Origin of the sequence: Agarivorans sp. B2Z047, assembly GCF_023373605.1 — a bacterium.
GTDB lineage: Bacteria > Pseudomonadota > Gammaproteobacteria > Enterobacterales > Celerinatantimonadaceae > Agarivorans > Agarivorans albus.
Genome location: NZ_CP088080.1, coordinates 3,836,663 through 3,860,795 on the forward strand (window position 1 = coordinate 3,836,663; position 24,133 = coordinate 3,860,795).

At 44.4% G+C, this 24,133-nt stretch carries 24 protein-coding genes; 1 reads left to right on the plus strand and 23 read right to left on the minus strand.

Annotated features, from left to right (window positions below):
* Positions 1-45: 45 nt before the first annotated feature.
* From LQZ07_RS17535 to rlmD, 13 genes are all read right to left on the minus strand, one after another.
* Positions 46-849: a peptidoglycan DD-metalloendopeptidase family protein gene (locus tag LQZ07_RS17535; protein WP_152781628.1), complete on the minus strand. Its 804-nt coding sequence runs from the start codon at positions 847-849 to the stop codon at positions 46-48.
* Positions 850-853: 4 nt separating this feature from the next.
* On the minus strand, positions 854-1,432 hold the full coding sequence (locus tag LQZ07_RS17540; RefSeq protein WP_249483221.1) for a YqaA family protein: 579 nt from the start codon (positions 1,430-1,432) through the stop codon (positions 854-856).
* Complete coding sequence (locus LQZ07_RS17545) at positions 1,429-2,070, minus strand: protein-L-isoaspartate(D-aspartate) O-methyltransferase (RefSeq protein ID WP_040307426.1); 642 nt, start codon at positions 2,068-2,070, stop codon at positions 1,429-1,431. The genes LQZ07_RS17540 and LQZ07_RS17545 overlap by 4 nt, the downstream gene beginning before the upstream one ends.
* A complete protein-coding gene (gene surE / locus LQZ07_RS17550) occupies positions 2,070-2,825 on the minus strand; it encodes a 5'/3'-nucleotidase SurE (protein ID WP_152781630.1) in 756 nt (251 codons plus the stop codon). The genes LQZ07_RS17545 and surE overlap by 1 nt, the downstream gene beginning before the upstream one ends.
* Entirely contained in the window at positions 2,806-3,861 is a 1,056-nt protein-coding gene (truD, locus tag LQZ07_RS17555) for a tRNA pseudouridine(13) synthase TruD (protein ID WP_249483223.1), read from the minus strand. The genes surE and truD overlap by 20 nt, the downstream gene beginning before the upstream one ends.
* Entirely contained in the window at positions 3,858-4,334 is a 477-nt protein-coding gene (gene ispF, locus LQZ07_RS17560; protein ID WP_256471419.1) for a 2-C-methyl-D-erythritol 2,4-cyclodiphosphate synthase, read from the minus strand. Before ispF ends, truD begins: the two co-directional genes overlap by 4 nt.
* A 6-nt stretch (positions 4,335-4,340) precedes the next feature.
* Positions 4,341-5,045, minus strand: a complete 705-nt coding sequence (gene ispD, locus LQZ07_RS17565; RefSeq protein ID WP_152781633.1) for a 2-C-methyl-D-erythritol 4-phosphate cytidylyltransferase — start codon at positions 5,043-5,045, stop codon at positions 4,341-4,343.
* Between the two features lie 23 nt (positions 5,046-5,068).
* Entirely contained in the window at positions 5,069-5,356 is a 288-nt protein-coding gene (gene ftsB / locus LQZ07_RS17570) for a cell division protein FtsB (protein WP_016402841.1), read from the minus strand.
* A 136-nt stretch (positions 5,357-5,492) separates the two neighbouring features.
* On the minus strand, positions 5,493-6,791 hold the full coding sequence (gene eno / locus LQZ07_RS17575) for a phosphopyruvate hydratase (protein WP_016402842.1): 1,299 nt from the start codon (positions 6,789-6,791) through the stop codon (positions 5,493-5,495).
* A gap of 63 nt (positions 6,792-6,854) precedes the next feature.
* Positions 6,855-8,486 carry a CTP synthase gene (locus LQZ07_RS17580; protein WP_152781635.1) on the minus strand — a complete coding sequence of 544 codons (1,632 nt, stop codon included), beginning with the start codon at positions 8,484-8,486 and terminating at the stop codon, positions 6,855-6,857.
* A 134-nt stretch (positions 8,487-8,620) separates the two neighbouring features.
* Positions 8,621-9,436 carry a nucleoside triphosphate pyrophosphohydrolase gene (gene mazG / locus LQZ07_RS17585; RefSeq protein ID WP_152781637.1) on the minus strand — a complete coding sequence of 272 codons (816 nt, stop codon included), beginning with the start codon at positions 9,434-9,436 and terminating at the stop codon, positions 8,621-8,623.
* 22 nt (positions 9,437-9,458) lie between these two features.
* Entirely contained in the window at positions 9,459-11,678 is a 2,220-nt protein-coding gene (gene relA, locus LQZ07_RS17590; protein ID WP_016402845.1) for a GTP diphosphokinase, read from the minus strand.
* Between the two features lie 51 nt (positions 11,679-11,729).
* Positions 11,730-13,040 carry a 23S rRNA (uracil(1939)-C(5))-methyltransferase RlmD gene (gene rlmD / locus LQZ07_RS17595; protein WP_152781639.1) on the minus strand — a complete coding sequence of 437 codons (1,311 nt, stop codon included), beginning with the start codon at positions 13,038-13,040 and terminating at the stop codon, positions 11,730-11,732.
* Between the two features lie 94 nt (positions 13,041-13,134).
* Here rlmD and barA point away from each other — a divergent pair, with 94 nt between their 5' ends.
* Positions 13,135-15,912, plus strand: coding sequence for a two-component sensor histidine kinase BarA (gene barA / locus LQZ07_RS17600; RefSeq protein WP_152781641.1), 2,778 nt, complete (start codon positions 13,135-13,137; stop codon positions 15,910-15,912).
* 78 nt (positions 15,913-15,990) lie between these two features.
* On the opposite strand, the gene LQZ07_RS17605 is transcribed toward barA, so the two are convergent.
* The 10 genes from LQZ07_RS17605 to LQZ07_RS17650 form a co-directional block, all read right to left on the minus strand.
* A complete protein-coding gene (locus LQZ07_RS17605) occupies positions 15,991-16,290 on the minus strand; it encodes a hypothetical protein (protein ID WP_016402849.1) in 300 nt (99 codons plus the stop codon).
* Positions 16,291-16,304: 14 nt separating this feature from the next.
* Entirely contained in the window at positions 16,305-16,679 is a 375-nt protein-coding gene (acpS, locus tag LQZ07_RS17610) for a holo-ACP synthase (protein ID WP_249483226.1), read from the minus strand.
* Positions 16,680-16,682: 3 nt separating this feature from the next.
* Complete coding sequence (gene pdxJ / locus LQZ07_RS17615) at positions 16,683-17,423, minus strand: pyridoxine 5'-phosphate synthase (protein ID WP_249483228.1); 741 nt, start codon at positions 17,421-17,423, stop codon at positions 16,683-16,685.
* 24 nt (positions 17,424-17,447) lie between these two features.
* Positions 17,448-18,155 carry a DNA repair protein RecO gene (recO, locus tag LQZ07_RS17620; protein ID WP_152781643.1) on the minus strand — a complete coding sequence of 236 codons (708 nt, stop codon included), beginning with the start codon at positions 18,153-18,155 and terminating at the stop codon, positions 17,448-17,450.
* A 2-nt stretch (positions 18,156-18,157) separates the two neighbouring features.
* A complete protein-coding gene (era, locus tag LQZ07_RS17625; protein WP_016402853.1) occupies positions 18,158-19,057 on the minus strand; it encodes a GTPase Era in 900 nt (299 codons plus the stop codon).
* Positions 19,054-19,728, minus strand: a complete 675-nt coding sequence (gene rnc, locus LQZ07_RS17630) for a ribonuclease III (protein ID WP_152782130.1) — start codon at positions 19,726-19,728, stop codon at positions 19,054-19,056. The genes era and rnc overlap by 4 nt, the downstream gene beginning before the upstream one ends.
* Before the next feature lie 7 nt (positions 19,729-19,735).
* Entirely contained in the window at positions 19,736-20,650 is a 915-nt protein-coding gene (lepB, locus tag LQZ07_RS17635; RefSeq protein WP_152781645.1) for a signal peptidase I, read from the minus strand.
* Between the two features lies 1 nt (position 20,651).
* Positions 20,652-22,451, minus strand: coding sequence for a translation elongation factor 4 (lepA, locus tag LQZ07_RS17640; RefSeq protein ID WP_152781647.1), 1,800 nt, complete (start codon positions 22,449-22,451; stop codon positions 20,652-20,654).
* Positions 22,452-22,651: 200 nt separating this feature from the next.
* Positions 22,652-23,116, minus strand: coding sequence for a SoxR reducing system RseC family protein (locus LQZ07_RS17645; RefSeq protein WP_194164105.1), 465 nt, complete (start codon positions 23,114-23,116; stop codon positions 22,652-22,654).
* Entirely contained in the window at positions 23,100-24,113 is a 1,014-nt protein-coding gene (locus LQZ07_RS17650) for a MucB/RseB C-terminal domain-containing protein (RefSeq protein WP_194164106.1), read from the minus strand. The genes LQZ07_RS17645 and LQZ07_RS17650 overlap by 17 nt, the downstream gene beginning before the upstream one ends.
* Between the last annotated feature and the right edge of the window lie 20 nt (positions 24,114-24,133).

The following is a 24,133-nucleotide window of genomic DNA, read 5'->3' on the forward strand; positions in this document are numbered from 1 at the left end:
CCCTGAACAAGACCTGATTGCTGTTATTGTTATATGCAATCTAGGCTAGAGTGCCGGTAGATACTTAGCTGGATCTACTGACTTTCCTTTGAAACGGATCTCAAAATGTAATCGCGTATCTGTTGTTCCTGTATCGCCCATATCGGCGATATGTTGCCCTACTACTACTTGCTGTTTTTCTTTGACACGTAAACGACTGTTATGAGCGTAAGCACTTAAATAATCATCATTGTGTTTTATTATTATTAGTTTTCCGTAACCCCGTAATGCACTACCTGCATACACCACTCGACCCGGTGCTGAAGCTACGATTTTTTGGCCTTGCTTACCGCGAATATCTAGGCCTTTATTACCATTCTCTTTGTTAGAGAAACCCTTGATAATCTTGCCTTTTGTTGGCCAAACCCAGCCTTTGACGGGACCGGTTTGAGCCTTCACGGTAACTTTCGGCGAGTTTTTAGCGTATGCCTTTGTTGACGTTGATTCAAGTTCTTTTGACGATTTATTAACATCTTTAACTTGCGGCTTCACAGTTTTATGCTTATTGGTTTTAGCTTTACTGGTTTTAACACTGCTAGCTTTCAGATTTATAGTTTGACCAACATATATTGTGTATGGAGGCGGAATATTATTTCTTTTTGCTAATTGTTCGGGGTCGATCCCAGCCCGCCAAGCAATCGAGTACAGTGTTTCGCCCTTTTTTACTTTATAACTGGAGCTATTTAGGACACCTCGAGTCTCTTCGTTATAAGTTCCAGCATTAGTAACTGGCGCGGGGCCGCCTTCTCGACTACACCCTTGTAGCAAGCAAACGAGAAACACTAAGCCCAAATAACGCCAGTAATTCATAGTGTTAACGAAGCAACAAGTACGCTACCACAGCTAAAGCCACAACTGCCCAACCTAAAATCTCTACATATTTACGCAGTTGGGCTTCCATTTTTTCGCCGCCCCACATCATCAAGCCGGCCACCAAGTAGAAACGCATACCGCGCCCAACTAGAGATATAAGTAAAAAAGGAATAAATGCCATATTCAGAATACCGGCAGTTAAGGTGAAGACCTTGTATGGAACTGGGGTGAAGCTAGCCACAAAAATTACTAATACCCCCCACTTTTCAAACCATTCAAAAGCTACATCCATTTTATGTTGGTAGCCGACCGATTTAATCAGCGGCTCCACAAGAGGCTCGTAAAAAAACTGACCTAAGGCATAACCCAAAGCCGCCCCTAATACTGAAAAAATAGTCGCCAACATAGCAAAGCGTAACGCTTTATTAGGGCGAGATAGCGCCATAGGCGCTAGCATGACATCGACAGGAATAGGCCAAAAGATAGATTCTATAAAACTCATCCCTGAAAGATAACGTACAGCATGGCGGTGCTCAGACCACGTCATCACTCTATCGTATAAGGCACTAAAAATTTTCACGCTAATTCACCATTAATTAAAGGAACAAAACGAACGGGTTCAAGATTACGTTGGGTAAAACCTTGGGTTTGTTTTTCTACTAAGATAAGCGACTGTTGCTGCTGTTGCTCACCTACTGGAATAATCATTTGGCCACCTACACTCAATTGCTCAACTAACGCTTGAGGAATAGCTGCTGCAGCGGCAGTTACAATAATTGCATCGAATGGCCCTTTGCTTGCCCAACCTTGCCAACCATCGCCATGTTTTGTTGCAACATTATGTAAATCGAGCATTTTTAAGCGGCGTTTGGCTTGAAACTGCAACGTTTTAATCCGTTCAACTGAGTAAACCTGGTCGACTAAAGAAGCTAAAACCGCAGTTTGATAACCCGAGCCGGTGCCAATTTCGAGCACTTTTTTTGGCTGTGTTTGCAGCAATATTTCAGTCATTTTGGCCACAATATAAGGTTGAGATAAGGTTTGCCCTTGACCAATTGGCAGGGCGGTATTATCCCAAGCTTGATGTGCAAGCGCTTCATCAATGAAATACTGTCGGGGTAGTTTAGCGATAGCGTTCAAAACGGCTTGATTTTGTATACCGTGCTGACGTAGTTGATTCACCAATTTCACACTATTTGGGCTTTCGCCAAATTGCATTACCTTGCCTCCCAATCCTTGATCCATGTGTCTAGTTTGCCAATAAAGCTGTGGGCTGTCATATCTATTGTTAAAGGTGTTATTGATACATAGCCCTGAGCAACAGCGTGAAAGTCGGTGCCTTCACCTGCATCTTGCTTTTCTCCAGGTGGACCAAGCCAATAAATGTCGTGGCCACGTGGATCTTGTTGTTTAACCATCACTTCTGCACGATGCCGGCTGCCAGCCCGAGTTACCTTTACGCCCTTAATCTGCTCCATTGGCAAATCAGGAACGTTCACATTAAGAATTTGATTACTCGGTAAGGCATGCTCGCGCAGTTGCTTAATCAACTTTAAAGTTACTTCTGCAGCGGTTTGATAGTGCTTCCCTTCACTGCCTACTAACGATACAGCAATTGCTGGTAAACCCAAGTTTCTTCCTTCCATTGCTGCAGCAACGGTACCAGAATATAGTACGTCATCACCAAGGTTGGCTCCTGCGTTAATACCCGCCACCACGAGTTCTGGTAGCTCATCCACTAACTCGTTAATCGCCAGATGCACGCAATCTGTGGGCGTCCCCTTAACAGAGATAGTTTGTTCATCTAAGTGCACAATGCGTAAGGGATTTTCTAGAGTTAAAGAGTTACTGGCACCGCTACAATTGCGGTCTGGGGCAACCGTTAACACCGGCGCTAGTTGCTTTACGCACTGCGCTAAGCATTGAATGCCAGGTGCATGAATACCATCATCATTACTCACTAATATGGTCATGACCTTCACCTTGGCAATTTACTATTTCACGCAATATGCTTGTTGCGTAGTTTCCTGCACTTAGGTAGAAGCTCAGTACTAAGTCATTACCATCAAGCTTCGCGCTAAACTGTTGTGGTTTAAGAGCCAAAGCCCTGCGCTCCATCTTCAAACCTGCTTCATTTAAGCCTGTAATAATTTGAGGGTAGAGACTCAGTACGCTTTGCTCAAAACGCAAAGCATCCTCTAAGCAAGCTAACTCCCCCTTCCCAACCATAGGTGCAGAAAGCTCAATTTCGCCTTGCTGGAAACGCTCAACAATATCTGCATCAACTTGCTCAGCGACAAAATAAGCATTGCTGCTAGCAAATTTCATCACATCACCAGTTAGTACTTCAGAAAAATGCTGCTGCGCGATTCGCTCACTCACCGCTCGGTTGAACACTAAGCTACGCGCGGCCGAGAGGTAAATACTGCGTTTATCACGGTTTTTAATGCGCTTACCGGCAAACATAGCTAAAGCACTGTCAATATTGCTGGCGCCTCGTCCAAAACGCTGCGCTCCGAAGTAATTTGGCACTCCCGCTTTTGCAACTAACTCTGCGCGGATTAACGCATCTTTCGCATCTGATACATCACGCAAACGGATCTTAAAATTGTTTCCAGACAAGGCCCCGCGCTTTAGCTTTCGGTTATGCCGCTCAACGGCAACAACTTTTACCCCCTCGCCCAACTGCTCGGGTAACTCAACATTAGGCTTTCCCGGCAACTGAATACTAAACCATTGAGTCGTTACCGCGTGGCGATCCTTTAAACCCGCGTAGCTAATAACTTTAGGACTGACTTGGCAGGCATCGGCCAGCATTTTTACCACCCATGAAGTATTTTCACCGGTTTTTTCCACCTTCACCATCATGTGTTCACCATCGCCACTAAACTCAAAGGGCAATACTTCATCCACACAAAAATCAGCGGCTTGTTGTTTTAAGATACCGCTACTTTGTGGTTTACCATGGAGATAATTGAGCTGGTTAATTTGCTCTAAATAATCACTCACTTAGTTTTCTCCAGCAATACAACGGCGTGACTAGAGATGCCTTCTTTACGCCCTTCAAAACCAAGCTTTTCGGTTGTTGTGGCTTTTACATTAATTTGGCTTATGTCGGCCTGCAAGTCTTCTGCAATATTTAGCCGCATGGCTTCTATGTGCGGCGCCATCTTAGGTGCTTGGGCCACAATGGTTAAATCAAGATTTGCCAGTTTAAAGCCGCGCTCAAATATCTGCGCGACCACTTGGCGTAATAAAATTCGCGAGTCGATGCCGGCATATGCCTGATCATTGTCGGGGAAATGGTGACCGATATCGCCCAAGGCTAGTGCGCCCAACAAAGCGTCACATAAAGCATGAAGAGCAACATCGCCATCAGAGTGAGCAACAAATCCTTGCTCGTAAGGAATGGCAACACCAGCAACCATTAATGGGCCTTCTCCACCAAACTTGTGAACGTCAAAACCGTGGCCAATGCGAATACTCAATTATATTTCCTCTTCATTCTGTTGCTGGCTGATAAACCATTTTGCTAAGGCCAAATCTTCTGGGCAAGTCACTTTAATGTTATCGCTACGCCCTGTCACTAAGCTCACCGGGCAGTTCGCCCACTCCATAGCAGACGCTTCATCGGTAATCGCTGTGCCAGTTAACAAGGCATTTTGTATATTGTCCTTAAGCTGCTTAACCTTAAACATTTGTGGGGTTAATGCATGCCAAAGCTGTTCTCTAGATACCGTTTGGGCAATTTTGCCATCGGCACCGCGTTTCATCGTATCGCGAACTTGAGTGGCTAAAATACCACCACATTGCTGTTGCTCTACGGCGCTAATTAATTTGCTAATGTCACTTTGGGTAATACAAGGTCTGGCCGCATCATGGACTAAAATCCATTCATCTTGCTTAGCCGCCTTGAGCCCAGCTAACACAGAGTCAGCCCGCTCATCACCACCAACCACCGTATTAATGCGTCCGTCTTTGGCTAAGGGTAATTGGTTAAACCAAGTGTCCTTGGGGTGCAATACAATGATTAAATTTTTAATTGCAGGGTGGGATAAAAAGACCTTGGCGGTAGTTTCTAAAATGGTCTGCTCACCTAAACGCAAATACTGTTTAGGAAGCGAGGCTTGCATACGACTACCAATACCTGCGGCAGGTAACAGCGCAGTATATTGCTTGCATTCAGATTTCATGAAATGTTGATACTCGGAGCCACTTATTGTTCTATTTCGGAGGATGGAATTATGCGATAAAAAGTTTCACCCTGCTTAATCATGCCAAGTTCATTACGCGCATGCTCTTCTACCGCGTCTAAACCACTGCGTAGATCAGCTATTTCGGCGACTAACACCGAGTTTCTCTGCGCTAATTCTTGATTTGCTAAGTCATGCTTGGTGACCTCTTCACGCAGCGCGAAGTAGTCATTCAGCGAGTTTTTGCCAAACCACAGTTGATACTGCAACAGCAAAACAATCAATATCAGTAAAATCTTAAACGAACGCATGGTTCCTCCCTAACAGAGATAATCCCATAAAGCCGTTTGTTACTCCATAAGCAGCGTGTTATTTATCTAAATCCTAGGCAAAAAAAATCCCCGCTAGTGCGAGGATTTTTAAAGCTATCGGCTTAATTCAAAAGAATTACTGGCCTTTAACTTCTTTAAGACCGTTGTAAGGTGCTTTTGAACCTAGAGCTTCTTCGATACGTAGAAGTTGGTTGTACTTAGCAACACGGTCAGAACGGCTTAGTGAACCAGTTTTGATTTGGCCAGCAGCAGTACCAACAGCTAGGTCAGCGATAGTTGCATCTTCAGTCTCGCCTGAACGGTGAGAGATAACAGCAGTGAAGCCAGCGTCTTTAGCCATTTTAATTGCAGCCAAAGTTTCAGTTAAAGAACCGATTTGGTTGAATTTAATTAGGATAGAGTTAGCGATGCCGTTGTCGATACCACGCTTAAGGATCTTAGTGTTAGTTACGAACAAATCGTCACCAACTAATTGGATTTTGTCACCTAGAAGTTTAGTTTGGTGAGCAAAACCGTCCCAATCAGACTCGTCTAAGCCGTCTTCGATAGAAACGATTGGGTACTGTTCAGTAAGATCTTTAAGGAAGAAGTTGAACTCTTCTGAAGTGAATTTCTTACCTTCGCCTTTAAGGTCGTAGATGTTAGCTTCTTTGTCGTAGAATTCAGAAGCAGCACAATCCATAGCTAGAGTGATGTCTTTACCTAGCTCGTAACCCGCGCCAGCAACAGCTTCTTTAATTGCAGCAAGTGCAGCTTCGTTTGACTCTAGGTTTGGAGCGAAACCACCTTCGTCACCAACAGCAGTTGAGTGACCACCAGCTTTAAGAACTTTAGCTAGGCTGTGGAATACTTCAGCGCCCATACGTAGGCCTTCACGGAAGTTAGCAGCGCCAACTGGCTGAATCATAAATTCTTGGATGTCTACGCTGTTATCTGCGTGCTCACCACCGTTGATGATGTTCATCATTGGAAGAGGCATAGAGTAAACACCTGAAGTACCGTTTAGGTCAGCGATGTGAGCGTATAGTGGTACTTTCTTAGAAGCAGCAGCAGCTTTAGCAGCAGCTAGAGATACAGCTAGGATAGCGTTAGCACCAAAGTTAGCTTTGTTGTCAGTGCCGTCTAGGTCGATCATGATTTGGTCAAGCTCAGCTTGAGCCAATGCGTCTTTACCAGCAAGTGCTTCTGCGATTGGGCCGTTTACAGCTTCAACTGCTTTTAATACACCTTTGCCTAAGTAACGAGCTTTATCGCCGTCACGTAATTCTAGGGCTTCACGTGAACCAGTTGATGCGCCAGATGGAGCAGCAGCCATACCGATAGAACCGTCAGCTAGGTGTACTTCAGCTTCTACAGTTGGGTTACCGCGTGAATCCATGATTTCGCGACCAAGTACTTTTACGATATTAGACATTACTAATTTCCTCTATATAAATGAACTTCTAACTCTCTAAAAAACATTACTCGCTAATTGAGTCTAGCGAGCTTTATTAAATTCACCAGCTGCCTTTACAAAACCTGCAAACAACGGATGTCCATCGCGAGGCGTAGACGTGAATTCAGGGTGGAATTGTGCTGCCACAAACCAAGGGTGAGCTGGGTTTTCAATGATTTCTACTAACTTCTTATCCGAAGAAAGACCCGTTACCTGTAAGCCTTTCGCGGTAATTTTTGGCAATAAAGTATTGTTAACTTCGTAGCGATGGCGATGGCGCTCATAAATCTCTACGCTGCCATATAACTCTGCCACCTTAGACCCTTTGGTTAGATGACAAAGCTGCGAGCCAAGACGCATTGTGCCGCCTAGGTCAGAATCTACATCACGGGTTTCTACTTTACCGTCTTCATCAATCCACTCGGTAATTAAACCAACTACTGGGTGTTTTGATTTTGGGTCAAACTCACTTGAGTGGGCACCTTTTAGACCAGCGACGTTACGTGCATATTCAATTAACGCTACTTGCATGCCTAAACAAATACCCAAGTAAGGTACATTGTTCTCACGAGCATATTGTGCGGCCAAAATCTTGCCTTCTACGCCACGCTCGCCAAAGCCGCCTGGTACTAAAATCGCATCTAAGTCTTTTAGTACATCGGTGCCTTTTACTTCAAGATCTTGAGAATCTACATATTGAATCTTCACACTTAAACGGTTTTTAAGCCCGCCGTGTTTTAGCGCTTCATTAACTGATTTATAAGCATCAGGCAATTCAACATACTTACCCACCATACCAATAACAATCTCATTGGTTGGGTTAGCTTCTTCGTAAATAACTTGTTCCCATTCGCTCAAATCAGCTTCTTCGCAATCTATACCGAAACGTTCAGTCACTAGAGCGTCTAAGCCTTGAGACTTAAGCAATGCTGGAATTTTGTAGATGCTATCAACATCTTTTAAGGAGATTACCGCGCGATCTGGCACGTTAGTGAACAAGGCGATCTTAGCGCGCTCGTTAGCAGGAATTGCACGGTCGCTACGACAAATAAGAATATCAGGCTGAATACCAATAGAGCGCAACTCTTTAACTGAGTGCTGAGTAGGCTTAGTTTTTACTTCGCCAGCGGCACCTAAATATGGAACTAAAGTCAGATGCATGTACATGGCGCGTTCGCGGCCAATCTCGGTACCTAATTGACGAATAGCTTCTAAGAAAGGTTGCGATTCGATGTCACCCACGGTGCCACCAATTTCAACAATGGCTACATCTACACCTTCGCCGCCCGCCACAACACGCTCTTTAATTGCGTTAGTGATATGAGGGATCACCTGGATAGTTGCGCCTAAGTAATCACCACGACGTTCTTTAGCCAGTACATCAGAATAAACACGACCCGTAGTGAAGTTATTGCGCTTAGTCATTTTGTTACGAATGAAACGCTCGTAGTGACCCAAATCTAAGTCAGTTTCAGCGCCATCTTCGGTTACAAATACTTCGCCGTGTTGGATCGGGCTCATTGTGCCGGGATCAACGTTAATGTACGGGTCAAGCTTCATAATGGTCACTTTAAGACCGCGAGCTTCGAGGATCGCAGCTAATGATGCAGCGGCAATACCTTTACCCAAGGAGGATACTACGCCTCCAGTGACGAAAATGTACTTTGTTGTCATGTCTAACCTGAGAAGTTGGATGTGTTAAGGGCGTATCTGCGATACTTGGACGGGGACATAGTATAGCAAAGCCTCTTTAACACCACAATCAATGTCACTCTATCAAGACTAAGATTTAGTGGTTTTGTTGTAAATCAATTTTTGTAATTTTCTTTCACTTTATCCCACAGCGCATCCATCTCTGAAAGGCTCATATTTTCTAATTTTTTCCCCGAATCCCTTGCCAGCACTTCAACGCCTTGGAATCTACGGGTAAACTTTTGGTTAGCAGAACGTAGTAAGTCTTCTGCATCAAAATCACAAGCTCGGGCTAAATTTACGCAAGAAAACAACAAATCACCGATTTCTTCAGCAATATCTTGCTGGTTCTTCTCGGCAATGGCTTGCTTAACTTCCACCAACTCTTCTTCTACCTTATCGATAACAGGATCCACATCTGGCCAATCAAAACCCACATTAGCACAACGCTTTTGTAGTTTTTGCGCTCGGCTTAAAGCCGGAAGCGCCAAGGGCACATCGTCTAATACACTCACGCTGCTAGATTGCGCTTTACTGGCGCGCTCTTTGGCTTTTTCTGCTTCCCAATTAGCTTTAATGGCCGCTTCATTCTTAAAAGCTTGTTCAGTGAAAACATGGGGATGACGGCGAATAAGCTTCTCACAAATGCCATCCACCACATCGGCAAAATCAAAATCGCCCTGCTCTTTAGCAAACTGTGCGTAAAACACCACCTGAAATAGCACATCACCTAACTCAAGCTTCACTTCTGAAAAATCTGCTCGCTCTAAAGCTTGGTTAATTGCATCTGCCAGCTCGTAGGTTTCCTCAATGGCATAAGGAACAATACTTTGCCAATCTTGCTTTTGGTCCCAAGGGCAACCCGTTTCTGGGTCGCGCAGCTGCGTCATAATGCTTAACAGCGTCTCTATGCTATAAGGGCGTTGTGACATTGAAATGAAAATTCCTGAATAGTTAGCGTAAACGGCGCGCTTCGATAATATGGTTAAGCTGATTTATTTTGGCTAATACCCGCGATAAGGTTTCCAAGTTATAAATCTCTATTTCCATATCAATGGTAGCGGTTTGGCTTTTTACATCTGAGTGGCTTTGCATGCCCATCACATTCACTTTGTCGTTAGCCAACACCGTGGTGACATCACGTAACAAACCGCTTCTATCATTAGCAATAATGCGAATGGTTAAACTATAACTGCTGGCAGTATTGTCGCCCCATACCGCATCAATCACTCGCTCTGGTGTGCGACTCACTAACTCAGCAAGCTGTTCACAGTCGTGACTATGAATAGAAATACCACGCCCTTGGGTAATAAAGCCTTTAATACTGTCACCCGGTATAGGCTGACAACATTTAGCAATATGGGTCATCAGGTTGCCAACGCCATCTACTACGATGGAGTCTTTAGCCCGCTTTTTCTTTTGGCCGTGATGCTCTGCCTTTTTGGCAATGGTTTCTAATGCTTGGCGATCTTCTTCTTCTGCGGTTGGTTTATTGAGCGTGGCCTGCAAATGATGAATCAATTGGCTTAGTTTTACATCACCCGCACCAACAGCAGCCAGCAAATCTTCGAGATTTTTAACATTGAAACGCTCTACACACAGCTCAGCATCACTAAGTTTAAAACCATGTTTATGTAACTCTGCTTCAAGCAGCTCTTTACCGGCAACTTGGTTCTTGTCTTTGTCTTGTTTTTTAAACCAGGTCGCTATTTTATTGCGGGCACGCGAGGACTTCACATAGCCCAAATTAGGATTGAGCCAATCACGGCTGGGGCTAGATTCTTTTTGAGTAATAATCTCGACTTGCTCACCAGTGTGTAACTGGTATGTAAAGGGCACAATTCTGCCGCCAATTTTGGCGCCGATACAGCGGTGCCCCACTTGGCTATGCACATAGTAGGCAAAATCTAAAGGAGTAGAGCCCGCGGGCAAATCAATCACTTCACCGCTTGGGGTGAATACATATACCCGGTCGTCAAATACTTGAGAGCGAAGCTCCTCAAGCATGGCACCATTTTCGGCAATATCGTCTTGCCATGCTAATAGCTTACGCAACCACGCAATTTTGTCTTCGAAGTCATTGCGACCGCCGCTGCCACCCTCTTTATACTTCCAGTGTGCAGCCACGCCAAGCTCAGACTCTTCATGCATTTGCTTGGTTCTGATTTGAACCTCTATCGACTTACCTTCTGGTCCAATTACCACGGTGTGAATAGATTGGTAACCGTTCGGCTTTGGATTGGCAACATAGTCGTCAAATTCGCTAGGAATATGGTGCCACGAGGTATGTACTATGCCTAATATGGCGTAACAATCTTGCAGTTTTTCAGCCACAATCCTAATTGCACGCACGTCAAACAACTTATCGAAAGATAAGTCCTTTTTCTGCATTTTTCGCCAAATGCTGTAAATATGTTTTGGGCGACCATAAACTTGCGCATCAATGCCTGCAGCTTCAATATCTTGCTGCAACTTAGCCACAAAATCATCGATATACTGGGTTCTTGCGAGGCGTTTTTCATCTAGCTGCTTGGCAATCTGTTTGTAGGTGACCGGATGCAAGTAGCGAAAGGTAAAATCTTCTAACTCCCACTTTAATTGGCCTATCCCCAAACGGTTCGCTAGCGGAGCATAAATATCTTGGCTTTCTTTGGCCGCTAATACGCGGATCTCTTCCTCTTCATTTTTTACTTCTCGCAAAAAGCAAATACGCTCAGCCAACTTAATCACAATAGCGCGAACATCACCCACCATGGCCAGCAGCATCCGTCGCACATTATCTATTTGCCCAGATGACAGGCTTTTGTTTTGACCGGTTCTTAGCGCCTTCATTGCGTCCATTTGCGCCGCATCGTGACGCAACTTGATCACTTCATCACTAAATTGTGGGCTAAGTTTTTCTTCTGCGAGCAAACCAGCATCAACAAACGGAAATAACAACGCAGCTTCTAGGGTTGGCAAATCCATATTAAGGGTAACTAAGATTTCCACCATCTCCTTACCCTTGGTTAAACAACGATGGACTTGGTCTTTATCTGCTTCTAAAGCACGAAAGTAGTTGCTGGCGGCAAACAAGTGCTGTTGATCTTCTACCGCAATATCAAGGCTAGCAACCCACTGATTCTCATCAAATAAAAGTTGTTCATTTAGATGTGTTTCTCGTACCGAAACCATACAACAAAAATTCCTATATCAATGCTACCAACACCGGTTGCTCATCAACCATTAACGTTCAAATAAAGCCATTGTTTCTACATGTTCAGTGTGTGCGAACATGTCTACTAACGCCAACTTACTTAAGCGATAACCCGCCTGTTTAAGCACTTTGGCATCTCTGGCTAAGGTAGCAGGATTACATGAGACATATACTACGGTGCTTGGACTAAGCTTGGCAACCTGTGAAATGGCTAGTTTTGCTCCTGCTCGAGCAGGGTCGAGTAATACTTTATTGACCTTGGTTTTCTGCCAGGCTTTAGCGGTTTCAACTTGCTCTAAATCGCCACTAAATGCACTAATATTGCTTAAGCCATTTGCCTCAGCATTAACGAGCACTTGCTTAGTCATTGCTGTAACACCTTCAACCGCAATCACTTGTTGCGCCTTTTGCGCCAGAGCCAAGCTAAAATTACCAATGCCGGCATATAAATCCAGTATTTGGTCCTCTGCACAAGGCTGTAACCACTCTAAAGCTTTAGAAACCAGAGCTTGATTCATGACTTCATTCACTTGAATGAAGTCACCGGGTGTGAAGGCTAAGCGCAAATCCTGTTCAGCCAAATCGTAGTAAGCCTGCTCCCCCATCAAATAGCTCGATTGCTCATCGGTAGCGATGACTAGTGCTATGGAATGTTGCTGAGCAAAGCTGCGTAATTGCACTGCAATTTTATCGGAAGGCTGGTTACGAACACGGATCCGGCAAACAATTTGTGGCTGGCAGTCAATAAGCTCGATATGACCTAAATTGATAGACTTTGGCCATGTTTTTATTAATTGCTGAAGAGGCACCAGTAGAGCCGACAGCTGAGGCTTAAGCACAATGCATTCTGATATAGCCACAATGTCTTTACTGGACTTTTTACGAAAACCAAGCTGCCAACCACGCTGTTTATCAAACCAAGTACTCAAACGAGTAGCGCGTCGGTAATGCCAACCATCTCCACTTAATATTTCAAACTCGGGCAAGTCTTGATAACCAGACTGGCGGCTGATGAGCTCAGCTACCGCTTTTAGTTTGTAATCTCGCTGAGCCTGGGCCGACAAATACTGGGCACTACACCCACCACACTCTTGGTAGAACTGACAAGCAGGCTCGATGCGCTGGGGCGCATCATTTAAACGTTTAAGTAACTTAGCTGGGCCCGATTTAGCACTAGGCAATACATCAACCCGCTCTCCAGGCAACACCCCGTCAACAAAATAGGTTTTGCCTTGGTGTTTGACCACTCCGTTTAAATGGTGATCAAGCGCTAGAACTTGAGCGTCTCTAATTGCCTTTATCGAGGTAGGTTTTGCTTTTGCTTTAAAAAATTGGGCCATAGAAGAGACTTATTTACTCGGTGAATACAAAAAAGGACGGGCTTATGTCATCATAAGCGATTGGAACCATGTCATTTTCCCATAAGAAACGTTTATGACCAAGTATGGCTTACGCGCCCGCGTATATATTCTCACTATTATACCTACACTTTTTGTCGGTATCTTGTTGGCGAGCTACTTCACCTTTAACCGAAATCAGCAATTGGATAACTTTGTTATCGAGCAAGGTGTTAATGTTATTGAGCCTCTCGCCATAGCCAGTGAAGTTGGCCTAAGCCGTTATAACCGGGAAAAAGTAAAATCGCTGATTAGCGTTACTCATCGAAAGATGTCACCGTTAATTAAAAGTATTGCGGTGTACGATAAACACAACCAGCTTTTTGTAACCAGTAACTACCACCGCAATATTCGCTTGCTACAAAGCGATCCAGAACTACCGCTGCCGCAATCAACTCAGGTAGAAATTTACCCCAATCGAATTATTTTGCGTGCGCCAATCTGGGCTGAAGCCGAAGGTAGTTTTGCCGCCTTTAGTAACGGAAAACCAGAGCTGCTCGGTTACATCTCAATGCAGTACAACAAAGACCGCGCCTTACTGCTGCAGTTTAGGGATACCACGGTAGCGCTGTTTATTGTGTTATTTGGCGTACTCATTAGTGTGTTATTCGCCTTCCAATTAAGTAAGCAAGTTACCCAACCCATTACCAACATGGTGAACATTGTTGACCGGATCCGCCAAGGTCGCTTAGATGCCCGTGTTGATGGCAGTTACACCGGCGAGTTGGGGTTGCTGAAACACGGTATTAACTCCATGGCTAAATCGCTAGCCGAATATCATGAGGAAATGCACCAAAGTATTGACCAAGCCACGAGTGATTTGCGTGAAACGCTTGAACAGATTGAAATTCAAAACATTGAGTTAGATATTGCCAAAAAAGAGGCGCAACAAGGCGCTAAGGCGAAATCGGAATTTTTAGCCAACATGAGCCACGAGTTAAGAACTCCGTTAAATGGTGTCATTGGCTTTGCTCGTCAACTGCTTAAGACTCAGCTAAACAGTAATCAAGCCGACTACCTGCTCACCATTGAAAAGTCAGCCAACAATCTACTTGCCATCATTAATGACATTCTTGATTTCTCTAAATTAGAAGCAGGAAAACTCAAGCTCGAGCGCATTGATTTTAACTTCCGAGATACCATCAACGACGTGGTGACACTGCTAGCACCAAGTGCTCAAGATAAAAACTTAGAACTTAACCTACTGATAGAACCAAATGTGCCAGAAGGCTTACGTGGCGACCCACTGCGTTTACAACAAGTTTTCACTAACCTACTAGGCAATGCCATTAAGTTTACCCATCAGGGTGAAATTACCGTTGCGATTAGTTTAATCAAGCAACAAGGCCAGCAAGTTGTACTTAATGCTTCGGTGAAAGATACCGGCATTGGCATTTCTAAAGAGCAACAATCGCAATTGTTCCAGGCCTTTAAACAAGCAGATACCAGTATTAACCGCGAATACGGCGGCACCGGTTTGGGCTTAGTCATTACTCAAAAGCTGGTTCAACATATGGGTGGCGATATCAAACTAAGCTCCGAGCCTGAAAAAGGCGCAGTGTTTAGTTTCGATATTCACCTAGAACAAGCCAACATGGTACTGGGAGCCCCACTGCCATTAACCGCGCTAAGTCAGCTATCTGTGTTGCTATATGAACCGCACCAAGTCAGCCAGTCTGTGATTAGCGGTTTAGCCCAACAATGGCAATTGCCACTGCAAACCGCAACTGACGATGCTCAGTGGCAAAGTGCGATTAAAGACTTCTCGGGCACGGTAATCATTGGCCATAGCGACTGGCAAACACTCGAGCCCTTACAAAAGAAAATAGCCGAAGCGTTAGAGCGTAGCTCGGAAGTGATTGTATTAATCAATTCCAGCGATCCAGATATTCACCAACGGGTTATTGAAGCAGGCGCTAAACACTGCATGAGTAAGCCAATTAACCATCGCAAACTAGCGCAAGCATTAGTTGATGAGAAGATTGCTGTAAATGATGTTGTTACGCCAATGGCAAAAGTTTCCCGCTCGAAACTGGTGTTAAAGGTGCTAGCGGTAGATGACAACGCGGCAAACTTAAAACTTATATCAGCAATGCTGCATGAACTGGTTACCCAAGTTGATACCTGTACTAATGGCTTAGAAGCCATCACTAAAGCTGAAGAAGAAAGTTACGATCTCATCTTAATGGATATACAAATGCCGATTTTAGATGGCATTAGCGCTACCCAAAAAATTCGCCAGAACAGTAAAAATGAACAAACCCCAATTATCGCGGTTACTGCGCATGCTCTAGCGGGCGAAAAAGAGCAGTTGTTGGGGCAAGGTGTGGATGATTACCTAGCAAAACCCATAGATGAATCTTCACTAGAGAAGCTTATCCACCGCTGGCAACCCAATGCTAAATTGCTTAGCCGAGAAGACTTTGCCGCCACCTTGGATCAACCTAAAACTATTGAATTTGAAAATGCTAGCCTGTCTTGGAAACTAGCCATGCAACGCGCTAACAACAACCAAGCCTTAGCCATAGATATGTTTGTTATGTTGCAAGACAGCTTTGTAGAGATAGAAGAAGCAATTGAGCAGATACTGAATCAGCAAATCAATGCCGACGAATTTGTGCTGCTAGTTCATCGCTTCCGCGGAGGTTGTGCATACAGTGGTTGTAAGCGCTTAGAGTCACTTACAACCACCATCGAAGATAGCCTACGTCAGCACGGTGATGTTGCTCAGGTTGAGCCCGAATTGCTGGAATTAAGTGATGAAATTGAAAAGGTCAAACAGGCTGCCAAGCAGTTAAATCAGCAGCAACGCTAAGCTTCCAAGGTATTTGGAGCAAAATAAAAGCCGCTATTATGCGGCTTTTTTCTTTGGCAATCATTGTAAGCAAGCTAACTAAATATCTTGATTAGCTTCTTGCTCTTTAAGGAAGCGACCGGTTAATACTTGACCGCGATTACGATTACAGTACCAGTTATAAAATGGGTAGCTAACTAAACCAAATAAAGCTGTTACTAAAGCATTACTAAACGGCGAAATAATCATAGGCAATATCGCCTGAATAATGTTGCCACCATTCATTACCGTATAAATTAGTAATGCTAAACCAGCAATCACACCCACACCAAAACCTACCAAGGCTAATAATTTCATTAGACCAAACAGGTCTAACTGAACGCGATATCGTTCAACCAATGTTCTTCTCCTAATTAGCGCTCTAGCACCACGGTAGCTACCGCGTAGTCACGCTCATCACTAATACTAATAAACTGGCTGCTTACCTTAAGCTGCTCGCACAAGGCCATTGCAGCGCCGCTAAATACCAATTCAGGTTTACCAAATTGGTTATTGGACACTTCTATTTGTTGAAAACCAACACCTTTGGCAATTCCTGTTCCCAGCGCTTTTGCAGCTGCTTCTTTAGCAGCAAATCGTTTTGCTAAAAAACGCGCTGGGGCAGCATGCTGCTCAAACCGCGCAAATTCAGCTTCGGTTAATACCCGCTTAGCCAACGCATGCATTTGCTTGCTATTGGCTATTCGCTCTACTTGAACGATATCGGTACCTAAGCCTACTATCGCCACAATTTATGCTTCATCTTGGCGAGCTTGAACCATCAAGGTTTTCATTTCACGAACGGCGGCGTCCATACCAACCATTACTGCACGCGCAATAATCGCATGACCAATGTTAAGTTCAATAATTTCTGGCATAGCTGCAATTGGCAATACATTATGGTAATGCAAGCCATGACCAGCATTTACTTTTAAGCCTTTGTCTGCAGCATAACTGGCCGCAGCGGCAATCTTTTTCAGCTCAGCTTGCTGCTCGGCTTCATCTTCTGCATCGGCATAATGACCAGTATGCAGCTCAATAAATGGCGCGCCAGAAGCAATAGAAGCATCAATCTGCTCATCATCGGCATCGATAAATAGCGAAACTAAAATACCCGCGTCAGTCAGCTTAGTAACAGCTTCAGTGATCTTCTCAAGCTTGCCAACAACATCCAGACCACCTTCGGTGGTTAACTCTTCACGCTTTTCTGGCACCAAACACACAAAGTGAGGTTTGTGCTCGCAAGCAATGGCTACCATCTCGTCGGTAACAGCCATTTCTAGGTTTAAGCGGGTTTGCACTGTTTGACTCATGATAGCAACATCACGGTCAACAATATGACGACGGTCTTCTCTTAAATGAATGGTAATACCATCAGCGCCAGCCATCTCGGCAATACCAGCAGCAAGCACAGGATCTGGGTATGTCGTGCCGCGTGCTTGGCGAAGTGTGGCGATATGATCAACATTTACGCCTAATAAAATCTCACTCACAAATATTCCTTTTTCAACAAGGCCTTAATTGAAGGCTCTATTGGTAGTTTTAATTTGACTGAATAATTTGCGACTGGTCAACTCTCTGCCATTGAGCAGTTGGGCAATCACAATTCGACAAAACCTTTTGGCACATAATAAGTGTTGTGCTTGCTGTGGGTCAAAAGCTAATAACATAAGTATTTCCTGATAGCTAAATTCCACCTGCGAAAAGCGGCTGTTGCTCACCACAAAACCCTCATGTAATCGGTATTGATAGCTAAGACCTTGAGCGAATTCTTGCGGCTCGGCTAGGGCAAAACCCAACTCAGCCACCAGCAACAGCTCAAACTCGCGTAAACAGCCCTCTAAAGGCTGCTGTTTGGCTAAGGCCACTAAGCTGTCTTGATAATGATGATACAAGTTTGGATAAGCGGTATTTTCTTCCAGCAAGTAATAGAGCAGCTCATTAAGGTAAAGGGTGCTATAAAGATATTGTCCAAACAGCGGTAGCGCTAAATTACTGGCTTCAACCTGCTTAAAGTTACGTAAACTGCCTTTACCACTAAGCTCAACTAATAGAGGAACGCCGGGTTGCAATATGCCTCGCCACTTAGAGCGTTTCGCTCTAGCCCCGCGAGCCACAGCACTCACTTTGCCATATTCGAGGGTAAACAGCTGAACTAACAAACTGGTTTCTCGATATGGCCGCGTATGAATAACAAACGCGGGTGTGAGTGCCTGTTCAGGCAAGCTTATTCGTCTCCGTAACCTAGACTACGCAAAGCGCGTTCGTCGTCAGCCCAACCAGATTTAACTTTAACCCACATCTCCAAGAATACTTTGTTATCAAACAAACGCTCCATGTCTAGACGGGCTTCTTTACCGATGGTTTTTAACTTATCGCCTTTACTGCCAATAATCATGCGCTTTTGACTAGGGCGTTCTACCAAAATAAGTGCGTTAATTTGGTAAACACCGTTTTCTTGCATTTTGAACTGCTCAATTTCTACGGTGGTAGAATATGGTAGTTCTTGGCCAGTAAATCGCATCAACTTTTCACGCACAATTTCTGCCGCCATAAAGCGTGAAGAGCGATCGGTAATGTAATCTTCTGGGAAGAAGTGCACGTTCTCAGGCAAGGTTTGCTGTGCCCAATCACGCAGCTGTTCAACATTTTTCCCCTGCTTAGCGGAAATAGGCAGAATATGAGAAAAGTCGAATTTCTCCTGCATCATTTGCATGTGCGGAAACAGCTCTTCTTTTTCTTGTACGTTATCCACTTTGTTAATTGCCAATACAACTGGCACTTTCAAGTGGCGCAACTTGCCTAAAACCAACTCATCATCGGGGTTCCACTTGGTACCTTCAACCACAAAGATCACCATCGAAACATCGCCCAGCGAACTGGTAGCAGCTCGGTTCATTAAGCGGTTAATTGCCCGCTGTTCTTCAATGTGTAATCCCGGCGTATCAACAAAAATTGTTTGATAAATATCATCGGTATCAATGCCCAAAATACGGTGGCGCGTAGTTTGTGGCTTTTTAGATGTAATGCTTACCTTTTGGCCTAAAATAGCATTCAGTAAGGTCGATTTACCCACATTTGGACGACCAACAATGGCTACAAAGCCACAACGGGTATCATAGTTCATACTAAACGCTCCAATACCAGTTCAGCCGCCACTTGCTCGGCCTTGCGACGGCTAGTGCTAATCCCAATAACCGGCTTTTCCAAACCTTCTACTGAGCAGCTTACGGTAAATTGCTGATTATGAGCTTCGCCTTTAATTTCAACGACTTGATAATCAGGTAAGGCTTGCTTTCTAGACTGCAATATTTCTTGCAATCTAGTTTTAGGATCTTTCTGGCTAAGGCCTGGCTCAATGGTATTTAAGCGCTCTTTATACCAACGCAAAAGCATTTCTTTGGCGCTATCGTTACCACTATCTAAATATACTGCGCCGATAATAGCTTCAACGGCGTCTGCCAAAATTGACTCACGGCGAAAACCACCGCTTTTCAATTCACCAGGACCAAGCTTAATATATTCGCCTAATTCAAAACTACGCGCTAACTCTGCTAGGGTTTTCCCCTTTACTAAGGTTGAGCGCATGGGGCTTAAATCGCCTTCCGACACATCTGGAAAGCGGTGATACAGTTCGTCGGCAATTACCCAACTAAGCACTGCATCCCCTAAAAACTCGAGACGCTCGTTATGTACGCCACCAGCACTACGGTGAGTAAGTGCTAGGTGCAATAAACTATCATCTTTAAATGTATACCCTATAGCACGCTGCAAGCGTTCTGGGTTTGAGCTAATCATCATCTACCTACTTGATCGCGCCAATGCGATTAAATCGAACACCTGTGGGTATCCATCCCGGTAATACTGAATCTTCAGCACGCTCAAATTCAAAGCTAATCCATATTGCTACCGCTTTGCCCACTAAGTTGTGGTCTGAAACAAAGCCCCAATAACGACCGTCCTCACTATTATCTCTATTATCACCAAGCACAAAGTAATGCCCAGCTGGCACAATCCATTCATCTTCGGTTGTGCCGGGCTGTCTGAAGTAACGAGATACCAATTCACGCGCTGGAGGGAAGATCAAGACTTCATGTTCGACATCACCTAGCTGCTCCTGATATACATGGAGAGGCATTGAATTAATTTTAAAGCTCTCTGAATCTTCTAAACTCAAGGGAACAGTTTTAAGTTCTGGGCAAGGTTTAGCTTCACACTTAGGTTGAATAAACAGCTGCTTACCGCGATAAATAACTCTGTCACCCGGTAAACCAACAATGCGCTTAATGTAGTCAACTCGCGTATCAAGAGGAAATTTGAATACTGCAATATCACCACGTTCAGGCGAACCAGTTTCAACAATAGTGCTACGAGTAACAGGGTCTTTTAAGCCGTAAGCAAACTTTTCAACCAAGATAAAGTCGCCCACTAACAGTGTAGGCATCATCGAGCCGGATGGAATTTGGAAAGGCTCGTAAATAAACGAACGCAGCACCATCACAATCGCAATAACCGGAAACACCGAGCGACCATTCTCAATCCAACTTGGCGGTGTGGTTATCTTTTCTTCTGCATCGTTAGGCAAGTCGCCACCTGCAGCGGTGCGAGCATCCTGCAGTTTTAGTTCGCGCTGCTTTTCCCAGTGAAACTTATCTAAGGCCCAAATAATGCCCGTAACAAACGTAGCAATTACCAGAATTAGCGGAAATATTGTGGCCATGTTAATCCTTACCAATATGAAGTACGGCTAAAAACGCTTCTTGAGGCACTTCCACATTGCCTACTTGCTTCATACGTTTTTTACCTTCTTTCTGCTTCGCTAGCAGCTTCTTCTTACGACTTACGTCACCGCCATAACACTTGGCGATTACGTTCTTGCGAAGTTGTTTAACCGTAGAACGAGCAATAATGTGCATGCCTATAGATGCTTGAATCGCGATATCAAACATTTGGCGCGGAATAAGCTCTTTCATCTTATCAACTACCTGACGCCCGCGAGATTCAGAGTGATCTTTGTGAGTAATCAAGGCTAGTGCATCAACCCTATCACCATTAATCATGATATCTACACGCACCATGTTAGCAGCGTTAAAGTACTTGAAGTTGTAATCCAAAGACGCATACCCACGGCTAGTAGACTTAAGCTTATCGAAGAAATCTAATACTACTTCAGCCATTGGAATTTCGTAAGTTAAGGCAACTTGCTTACCGTGATAAGCCATGTTCTTTTGCAAGCCACGTTTCTCAACACACAGGGTAATTACATTACCCAAGTATTCTTGAGGTACTAAAATATTTACCTCGGCGATAGGCTCACGAATTTCAGCAATATTGTTGGTAGGCGGCAGTTTGGCTGGGCTATCAACATAAATAACTTCACCTTTGTTCATCTCTACTTCGTAGATTACGGTAGGTGCAGTGGTAATTAAATCAAGGTCGTATTCACGCTCTAAACGCTCTTGAATAATTTCCATGTGCAACATTCCTAAGAAGCCACAGCGGAAGCCAAAGCCCAGTGCAGTAGAGTTCTCTGGCTCATAAAACAATGATGAATCGTTAAGGCTTAACTTAGCAAGTGCATCACGGAAGTTTTCATACTCATCAGAACTGGTAGGAAACAAACCCGCGTATACCTGGGGTTTTACTTTTTTAAATCCAGGCAAGGCTTCGGTAGAGCCATTTTTTTGGGTAGTTAAGGTATCACCAACCGGTGCGCCCAAAATCTCTTTAATACCAGCGATTACGTAACCTACTTCACCGGTTTTTAATACTCCGGTATTGGTTTGTTTAGGAGTAAATATACCCACTTCGTTAATCACATGTGCTTGGCCCGTAGACATTACTGTCATGCGCTCGCCTGCTCTTAACTCACCGCTTTTAATACGTACTAGCGATACAACGCCTTGGTAGTTATCGAACCATGAATCAATAATTAGCGCTTGTAGCGGAGCCGTATCATCACCTTCTGGTGGCGGTACGTCACGCACAATGGTTTCTAATACATCTTCAATACCTAGGCCTGTTTTAGCTGAACAAACCGTTGCATCGGTGGCATCAATACCTACGATATCTTCAATTTCTTCCGCTACGCGGTCTGGATCTGCCTGTGGTAAATCAATTTTGTTTAGTACTGGAATAACTTCTAAGTCCATTTCCATAGCGGTATAACAGTTCGCTAAGGTTTGGGCTTCTACGCCTTGCGCAGCGTCAACAACCAGTAAAGCACCTTCACATGCCGCCAGTGAACGTGACACTTCATAAGTGAAGTCAACGTGTCCTGGGGTATCAATAAAGTTAAGCTGATAGGTTTCACCGTCTTTAGCGGTGTAATCCAAGGTTACACTTTGTGCTTTAATGGTAATTCCGCGTTCGCGCTCTAAGTCCATAGAGTCAAGAACCTGCGCTTCCATTTCGCGCGCGCTCAATCCACCACAGTGTTGAATCAGGCGATCAGATAAGGTCGATTTGCCATGGTCGATATGGGCAATAATCGAAAAGTTACGAATATTCTTATTTATCAAGAGCTTACCTATAAAAAAGTCATCTATACGCGAATTAGGATTCGCTTTTCTTAAAAATGCAGCAATCGCGCATTATATCGTTGACGCGGATACTACCACAATCCACTCAGAACCAAAAAAAATGCAGGCTTAAATTAGTAATTGTTTTGTATTCCCTAAAATCAAAAAACGCCCATTGCAGGGCGTTTTCTAAAAGAAGTTTATTGCTTAGTATGCATTTGGGGGCGATATCGTGGCTGCCGAGCAAAGTAACGAGTAAAGCCACGAACTAATAAAAAGCCTAGGGCTAAACCCAGTAAGGTGCAGATGGCGATAGCCCATTCACCCGCAAAGCCTTGCATAGTGACAAATTTACCGAATGCTGCGCCTATAATCAGCATGGCGATGGGAGCAAGATAAACAAGCAATGCACTTTGCAGCATATTTTTGGCGTTCAAGGCTAACTCTATCTGGTCCCCCACCTCAACCGTTTCGGTAAGCTTGACCTGAAGCTGATGAACCCGATTAGGAAAGGCTTTAGCTATGGCGCTATTTCCGCAATTGTCTGCACTGACGCAACTGCCACATGCACTTTTACTTACGCACTCAACTTTTGCGTAACCGCCACTTACCTCAACAACCTTGGCTGTTTCAATGATTAATGCGGAATTACTGAGCCGGCTCAATGGGCTTCTCGAAGTAAGGACCAATGGTTACTGAATCAGCCATTTTTGAGGCGGTTTCTGGTGGAATTTCACCAACAACGGTGATTTCTATGCCTTTACGTACAACGGTATGCAAGCTGGTCGCACCTTGGCGAACTAGTTGTTCACGTAAGGGGTTAGTCTTGCCAACGGCATTGGCATAAACCGAAATATCAAACAGGCCATCGCTAAGTTTTATGTAATCAACCGATTCTGATATCGCCGCCAAGGAATGCTGTTCTTTTTGGGCAACTTTCATCCCTTTAGGTGACCAACCCAAGCGCCAATTAATTTGGTGCTCTTGTTTATCTACCGATTCTTTACCCATTACAGTGCTAGGCAACTCTAAGCTGGCCAATTCAGTCATCCATTCACTGGGCTTTTCATATTCAGCCAACGTCACAGCCATATGCTGTTCGATCAATTCACCTGTTTGATCAACCACATCTAAACGCAAGGGTAAGTGAGATGCGTAATCAATCCATAGGTATAAACCGTACAAATCGGAAGACTTCGGCACTATGCGCATCACCTGTGCGGGTCGACCGGCAACGCGGCTTTTACCAGCAATCACTAAGTCAAAATTGCTTTGTAAATCTTCCAGTTTTACCGCCGCTAAATTGCCAAACATGCCGGGTAAACGACTTGAGGCCAAACTGTAAGGTGATTGCCCTGGTTCAAAAAACGCTACGGTACCTTCACGGTATACCGCTTCATTAGCAGGGCCGTTTAAGTAAACGCGATGGGCAACTTCTACCCCATTAACCACTCCGTGAATTAAGCGCACTGGCTCGATGTGCCCTTGGCGAACCACAATATAAGAGAGCTCATACTGACGCTGATGAAAAGCCTGTTGGTAATCGTGTAATAAACTCACCGCAGGGCTGGTTTGGCTAACTGAGGTAGCCGAGGCATCAGTGGTGGTTACGGGGAACTCTGCTGAAACAGAAAAAGATGCCAGTAATAAGATTACTGGCATCGAGATAGTTTTTAAGCGCA